The sequence below is a fragment of the Streptococcus sp. NLAE-zl-C503 genome (assembly GCF_900104285.1).
GTDB lineage: Bacteria > Bacillota > Bacilli > Lactobacillales > Streptococcaceae > Streptococcus.
The window spans coordinates 1-7,540 of the sequence record NZ_FNJT01000012.1 but is presented as its reverse complement, the minus strand read 5'-3'; the positions used below and the strand labels follow the sequence as shown (position 1 = coordinate 7,540).

General features: G+C 32.6%; 9 protein-coding genes and 1 pseudogene. All 10 read right to left on the bottom strand.

Annotated elements, in window-relative coordinates; all coding sequences use genetic code 11:
- Positions 1-154: 154 nt before the first annotated feature.
- Positions 155-457 (bottom strand): DUF4176 domain-containing protein, encoded by a 303-nt coding sequence (locus BLS46_RS09685; RefSeq protein ID WP_070478089.1) that lies wholly within the window; start codon positions 455-457, stop codon positions 155-157.
- Positions 458-459: 2 nt separating this feature from the next.
- Positions 460-1,023 carry a hypothetical protein gene (locus BLS46_RS09680; protein ID WP_093587231.1) on the bottom strand — a complete coding sequence of 188 codons (564 nt, stop codon included), beginning with the start codon at positions 1,021-1,023 and terminating at the stop codon, positions 460-462.
- Between the two features lie 11 nt (positions 1,024-1,034).
- The gene (locus BLS46_RS09675; RefSeq protein ID WP_093587229.1) at positions 1,035-1,577 is read right to left on the bottom strand and encodes a hypothetical protein; all 543 of its coding nucleotides are present in this window, start codon (positions 1,575-1,577) and stop codon (positions 1,035-1,037) included.
- On the bottom strand, positions 1,574-2,152 hold the full coding sequence (locus tag BLS46_RS09670; RefSeq protein WP_093587227.1) for a hypothetical protein: 579 nt from the start codon (positions 2,150-2,152) through the stop codon (positions 1,574-1,576). Before BLS46_RS09670 ends, BLS46_RS09675 begins: the two co-directional genes overlap by 4 nt.
- 12 nt (positions 2,153-2,164) lie before the next feature.
- A complete protein-coding gene (locus BLS46_RS10080; protein WP_373878970.1) occupies positions 2,165-3,310 on the bottom strand; it encodes a hypothetical protein in 1,146 nt (381 codons plus the stop codon).
- Positions 3,311-3,462: 152 nt separating this feature from the next.
- Positions 3,463-3,918: a DUF5085 family protein gene (locus BLS46_RS09660; protein ID WP_084945331.1), complete on the bottom strand. Its 456-nt coding sequence runs from the start codon at positions 3,916-3,918 to the stop codon at positions 3,463-3,465.
- Entirely contained in the window at positions 3,918-4,367 is a 450-nt protein-coding gene (locus tag BLS46_RS09655; RefSeq protein WP_084945333.1) for a hypothetical protein, read from the bottom strand. The genes BLS46_RS09660 and BLS46_RS09655 overlap by 1 nt, the downstream gene beginning before the upstream one ends.
- The gene (locus BLS46_RS09650) at positions 4,364-5,350 is read right to left on the bottom strand and encodes a hypothetical protein (RefSeq protein ID WP_239822305.1); all 987 of its coding nucleotides are present in this window, start codon (positions 5,348-5,350) and stop codon (positions 4,364-4,366) included. The genes BLS46_RS09655 and BLS46_RS09650 overlap by 4 nt, the downstream gene beginning before the upstream one ends.
- Complete coding sequence (locus BLS46_RS09645) at positions 5,347-6,336, bottom strand: hypothetical protein (RefSeq protein WP_084945337.1); 990 nt, start codon at positions 6,334-6,336, stop codon at positions 5,347-5,349. The genes BLS46_RS09650 and BLS46_RS09645 overlap by 4 nt, the downstream gene beginning before the upstream one ends.
- A gap of 1 nt (position 6,337) precedes the next feature.
- Positions 6,338-7,540, bottom strand: a pseudogene (locus tag BLS46_RS10075) (LXG domain-containing protein); the annotation flags it as partial.

Genomic DNA, 7,540 nt, shown 5'->3' with positions numbered 1-7,540 from the left:
GGGGAGGTGTCAAAGCGTAATCCAAATGGATAGCCATGACCGATGTAGTCCACATAATGTCCATTATCCAAATCAACTCGACGACCTGAAATGACTACAAAAAAGTCCATCTGCTCGCTTGTACTCCTTGTTCCTATCTCTAAATCTACTTTTTCTATATGTTATTTAACTTTAAGTGAGGATATTTAATATTTTTTTGTTCCTTCTCAAAAAGCTGTTGAGCGCTTTTTTCTTGGTCATCAATATACCCCTCAAACCAAACTTTACTTATATCTTCTTTGTTAAAAAAATAACATTGATTATCCGTATTTCCATTTGGATATAAACATGCCGAATAATCGAAATAACCAATTGTCCCTTGATTATTATAGAGTGGAAAACGAGATAAAATCATTAACTTCACTTCTCCGTTATGAAGTTGAATCACACTTCCGATTGGCAATATTTTATCATTCATTATTAACTCTCCTTATTACTTAATTCTTTGTATAACTGTCTCAATATCATGCTGCGTTTAATCAATTTGGTATTTAAAATAGTGTATACGATAAAATATGATGATAAAGTTAATACAAGACTAATATAATTACCCGAACTTATAAAAATTGCAGCAGTCACTATTCCTATAATCAAAAAACAGAGCATCGTTATATATAATATTAAAACATTCCTTTTTTCTTGCTTTAAAAAGTTTTGATAGTTTATTAAATCAATTCGAAATTCTTCTAACTCAATGACACGGTTTAAAACATAATAAAGTAATAGACTGCTACCAATACTAATTATAATATAAGCAAAGATTAAAGACAGTATACGAAGATCTGTTGGTACTTTCCCATCTTCACTTATACTTCTCAAAACAATATATAAAACAAGAGCAATTGAACTGTAACCAGTAATGGTAGCTGCTCCATTAGTTTTATCCTTTGTTGGATATAAAAGTTGATGATTTTCATTGTTATAGTAGACAGATTTTTCCTGATATATACCTAGGGCAACGAAATTTTTAGTGTTGCTTTTCATAATTATCTTTCTTAATTATAAGCTTTATAAAGTCCATTTATGATTTTTCCTCTTTGGAATATTTTATTATAAAAGAACATAAAATACATGGTCATAAATAAAACTGAAACAACTCCCCACGGAAGATTGCCATATGTGATAAAGAGGTTCGCAAAAAATATTATAATTAGTGGGAATATGATAAGAGATAAATAGGTAAAAAAGACATTCTTTCGCTCTCTTAACACAAAATTCCTCATTGCTTCTTCCTCTAATTGAAGTTTTTCCACTTCCCTCTCACGATAGAACGTCACATAACAAACAACAAAGGCTGTTATAAAGGAAATCAGAACACCTATCATTAGAAATTGATATCTTCCCAGAATGGTTAAATAGTATTGGGAATTTACTTTTCCGATTATTACATAAAGAATCATGATCAAGCTACTACCAGCAGTTTCAAGAAAAGAATTCCGTTCCCTTACTCTATATAAAGTTAGATCTTTTTTATCAAAATAAACTGGATTTTTATCAATTGTTCCTATCGGAACCATATTTTTTAAATATTTTTTCATGAATCCTTTTCCTTAGTGGAATATTTTTTGTCTAACATATGAACCACTTTAAATCTCTGTATTGGTTTCGTGTTTAATAACAATAGGGGGAACATAAAAAATAAAATGGCTAAAAACAAAAACAAAAAATTAGAAGTCAATAAATAAACTGTAGAAAAAAGCACTGGAAAAAGAAATGCCAATAATATAATTAGATGGCTCTTAACTATATTTTTCTTCTCTTTTTTAAGAAAAGTTATCATATCAATGTTTGAAAGCACAAAAGGACTAATAACTAATTCTTCATTCAAAGCTGGTCTATAGAGAAGTTTGGAGATAATGATCATTAGAAAAAAACCAAAAGTCAAGGGCCAAAAACCACTAAACACCTGAACTTTTGTTATTTCTCTTACAATCACATAAAGGATAAGTGCTACTCCTGTTGAGAAAGCGATAGGAGACACTTTAAACTTTGTTTTAGAATGACCTAAGAACATCTTGTCTGTTTTCTTATCAAAAAAAACTGTTTCCCCTTCAAAATTACCAATGCCTACAAATTCAACGTCCTTTAACTTTATAATTTTATTTTCGTCCAAGAGAGTCTCCTATCACTGAAATACAGTTCCAATACCACTGAAAAAGTCAGATACTGCATTACCAACACCATCTATAACTTCCTTACCTGCTTTTACTACATTATTTGTTATTTTTGTGACTTCCTTTCCAACAGTGTTATCATAAATCATATCAAATACAGCATTGCCTGCAATTGATAAACCTACTCCTACTATAAACCCTGCAGCAGCTCCAACAATACCACCTACAGCAGTTCCTGCAATAGGTATAACACTACCAATAGTAGCTCCAATTGCTGCTCCTGTATTCATACCAATGGTCATAGCGCCGGTAGATATTGCTGCATGGGCCCCACTCTTAATAACTGCGTTCGGAACATTTTCACCAGCTGAAACCTGAGCAGTAAAATCAATAGCAGGACCGATAAATGTCATCGCTCGGCCTATTTCTGGCCCCGACTTAGCAACAGATTCAATGCCTTTTCCTATACTTATAAAAGATCCTGACGCGACATTACTTACATTATCAAAAATATTAGGAGGAACTATACCATTAGTTCCGAGGTTAATAAAACTTCCAAGTGAATCGCTTAATTTATATAAACCATTAATCAACCCTCCCACAACAGTAGGGGTCTTTTCCAATAATTTAACCCAGCCCTTATCTCCAAACACATCAATACCATTCATGATTGACTCACTGGCGAAATTATTTTTTAAATCATTTGAAATTACATCAGAATAGTTTTGATTGTTTAAGTCCACCTTCCTACTATACTTAGACTCGGCAAGCTGTTTTGCGAGAGCATTTTGGTACTTCACAGCTTTGGAGTTGCTATGGATAGCTGTGTGAATCTCTGAAACCGAGTTTTTAAACCAAGTTCGATTATAATAATTTCTCGATGCGGGGTTCCCATATGGAAGAGGAGCATAACCTGATAGGGTAGCGATTTCACTATTTTGCATATCGATAAGGTCAAAAGTATCTGTTTTTAGAAGAACACTATTAAAAGCTTCCATGTTCTTTATGGTATCATCTAAACTCTTGACTGCTTGACTATAGCTCGTGTTCACACTATCCAAACTAGGATTCGTTAACGTTAGGATATCGCTTATCCCTGCATAGATATTTTTTGTCTTACTGGAACTACTCTTTAATCCCTCGATCGGATCTTTCATCCGTTGCTTGATGCGTTCTAGGTATTCTGTCTTAATAATGGCACTGTTGTCAGTCTCTGACACCGTGTCTTGAAAGAGCTTCACAAGTCCATCATAGCGACCGACAATGCTATCTAGGGCATTGACATAGTTATCAACCTTTAGTTACATTACTAAATATTTTCGGAATAGCCTACCAATAATTCTAAATATTCTAATCCGTTTTTGGGAACCACGTGATAAAAAGGGGTTACCATCTCCAAATCATTTTTTTCCAATGCTATTATTAATTTTGCATATTCTATTTCTGTCAAAGTCTTAAGGTCTCCTTTAATAATCGTTTTTAATAAATTGCTAATTTCAAAATAAGTTGAAAAATTATAACCTTTTAAACTAAATAAATCGTTGGATATAGGCATAAATAACTCAATTTCTATTACTTCATTTAACGGAACGTTATTCAAACTGTAAAAGAACGGGCCTTTTAATTGATAGCCCGCTTCTACAATTCCTTTTATAAACTGCTCCAAATGCTCTTCCATCTCACTGTAATGAAATGATAGTCTCTGTCTAACCACATTTTGAAACGCAATTTTATTAACTTTGACAACATTTTCTGGTAGTTTCATCAATCTTTTTCAACCTCACAATACATGTCAATTACATAGTCTCCATAAAGATCCAATACGACATGAATAATATTTACTAATTTAAATTCTAACTTTGAAATTTCTTTTTCAATTTCTTCATATGGGATTGGCTCTTCTTGATTGTAATGACGATAATAAAAATCTGTTGTGAAATTTAACGACTCCTGAAAGAAAATACCCGAATTATTTTCTCCCTTTATCTCAAGTTTATTCCCAACTGTTGTAAATACAAGAACATCTTGTTCAGCTTTTTTGGGATTATAAGCATAAAACATTGGTCCATCTGCATAAAATCCGTTTTGTATCATTTGTATTTTAAATTCCTTTGAATCTGAGATCAAACGATCAAAGAAAGTGGCTGAGGGAGTTAATTCCAATCTAAAACCAATTAAATTTGTAAGACTTAATTCTCTTTTTTTAAAATTCATTTTTTCTTTCCTTTTTTGAATCCAGTTTTTAATCTTTTCATCATAGATAGAATAAAGCTCCCCAAAATATCCAGTCCTATTGCATAGATGAACAATTTGACACTCCAGACCAGCCAAATAGGTCGCTTAATGCTCTCATCTGAATAACCACTATAATTAATAATCCCTAATAATATTGCAAAAGCTACCATTTCAAGTGGGATACGAATTTTTGCTTTCTTTAAACTGAAACCCTTAAATAAATCTCGAAAAGTCTCTTTTTTCGTAGGCACATCTTCCCAATACTCCTTGCTTTGAGTTTTTAGGTATAAAAGGTAGGCAACTTCTGTAATCAATTGAGAAAATGCATAGCTGAAAAGAAGAGCTCCAAGAATTCCAAAAATAAGTATCAATTTACCTGAAAGAAGACCGCCTAGCATAGAAACTATAAAAATAATAAGGAGAGAGTTCTTACTATAAGCACTGGATTTTGCAAAATAATTACCCATTGTTCTATTGATAGAAAAACCTTTTTTTAACTCTCTTTTTAGCCAAAAATACTGATAAATAAAACTTAAAATTGTACAAATAACTAAAAATGGAATAAAAATTGGAGAATATAGAGAGAATCCTATAGTAAATTCCTTCGTTGAAATAGAAGTCACTATAAGTAAAAGCATCATCAACTGCAGAGAAAAGTATATGACCATATAGACTAGTAGCAGAAAAATTGTTGACAAAATTTGCTTCTTATATACAAAGAAACCAACTAATGGAATGAAAAATGCAATAATAAGGTAGAAACAAGAAATCAAGAGTAAATCAAAGAACCAATTCATAAATGGATTTATTATAGCGACTGTGTCAAAATAGTAATAAAAAGCGAAAATTTCTAGTGCTAATATAAATACTCCTGTCCATGAAATAACCAGCATACTTGCAGATGCGCGAGTGTTCGCTAAGCTTTTAAAATATACTTTATTTAATTCTTCAACTTCTTTCACTGTTTTTTCTTTCCTTTTTTGAATCTAGTATTTACTTTTTTTATGACATGAAGAATAAAACTTCCCAAAATATCCAGCCCTACTGAGATGATAAATATTCTGATAAGCCAAAGCATCCAACGTGTTTGATTAATGAATGCATTGACGGAGGCAATTTCCCCATAAATGTAAATAATAAAAAGAAGAAAAAATATTTCAAGAGGAATGCGAATTTTAGCTTTCTTCAGACTAAATTCTTTAAATAAATTTCTGAATAAATTTCTAAAACTGACCTCTCCGTCCGGTTCTGTTTCCCAATATTCCTTGCTTTGAGTTTTAAGATATAAAAGATAGGCTACTTCAATAATCAATTGGGGGAAAGCATAACAGTAAAGGAGTGTACTTGTAATACCTAAAACCATAGCAAACTTCCCTAAAAAAGCACTAGTTAACAATACTAACATAAAAATAATGAGAATAGATTCTTGACTGTAGGCACTAGATTTGGCAAAGTAATTTCTCACCGTTCGACTTGCAGAAAAACCGTTTTTCAGTTGTCGCATCAACCAAAAATATTGATAAATAAAGCCACAAACTGTAGAGAATACTAAAAACAAAATGACTGGTATTGACGATTCATTAAACTCTTGAAAGCCATTATTATTGACTGTAAACAAAATATAACACGTTAGCATTAACGATAAGAAAATTCCTATATACGATAATAGTAATAAAATAGTTGATAAAATTTGTTTACGATAAATAAAACTCATCCCTAGTGGAATCACAGTTGCCACTATAAGATAGACCGAATATAATAAAATAAAATTAAAAAATATGTTCGATGACTTTTGCAGACCAAAATCAATTAGGTATAGCTCTACTCCAAAGATGACTGCTCCTGTAAATGAAATCAACATCATACTTGCAGATGCGCGAGTGTTAGCTAAGCTTTTAAAATATACTTTATTTAATTCTTCAACTTCTTTCACTGTTTTTTCTTTCACTTTAACCTCCAAACTTCGAACTCAGTAAATCACCTATACGTTTTCCTATATCGTCTCCGACATTTTTTCCGAAGTCCTTTATCGTATCAACCAAACTTTTACCTGTTTCTCTGGATTTAACACTATTAAAAAGATAATTAAATCCAATCCCTGCAACTGCACCTACTACAGTTCCTAAAGGAGGTAAAAATGCTGAACCAATAGCCGCACCCATGCCTGCAGCTGCAGCCCCTGATCCAATATCTACGGCTGTATCAATCGTAAAGTCCCGCGCTTCTTTGGCCGAGATACCATCAGACATATCCACATTCTCCCTAAAATTATTATAGATATTTATAGCTGTCAAAATTCCTCCAGCCAATTTAAACGTTTTGCCAAATTTCCCTACCTCTCTCCAGCCTTTAGCATCATTTAATGGATTAACAGATTCTTTGAAACCACTCCAGCCTGCTTTCCCCATTTCACTAAAACGAGCGATACCTTTTAAATTTCCAGAGTAGTGGTAGTTTTTAAAATCAATTCCTGAAGCATCTTGAAAGTTAATTCCATGACGGTATAGATGTTCAGAATTGGATTTGAAAAGGAATCTATTGCCCCATCTCATTCTTCCTTGGCTATCCATTGTTATTTTTATACCATTAAGAAAAATATTTGCTCCTCGATAGGTAACGATAGCTTCCCCCATTGATTTAATATAATCGGCAACATCTTCTGCTTCAGGAGGAGTTAAACCAAAAGTTTCACTAATTTTTGATACAGAAATTTCTTTTTGCTGTTCTGAGATTACCGTCCCACTATACTTAGACTCGGCAAGCTGTTTTGCGAGAGCATTTTGGTACTTCACAGCTTTGGAGTTGCTATGGATAGCTGTGTGTATCTCTGAAACTGAGTTTTTAAACTGAGTTCGATTATAATAATTTCTCGATACGCGGTTCCCATACGGAAGAGGGGCATAACCTGATAGGGTAGCGATTTCACTATTTTGCATATCGATGAGGTCAAATGTATCTGTTTTTAGAAGAACACTATTAAAAGCCTCCATGTTCTTTATGGTATCATCTAAACTCTTGACTGCTTGATTATAACTTGTATTCACACTATCCAAACTAGGATTCGTTAACGTTAGGATATCACTTATCCCTGCATAGATATTTTGTGTCTTACTGGAACTACTCTTCAATCCCTCGATCGGATCTTTCATCCG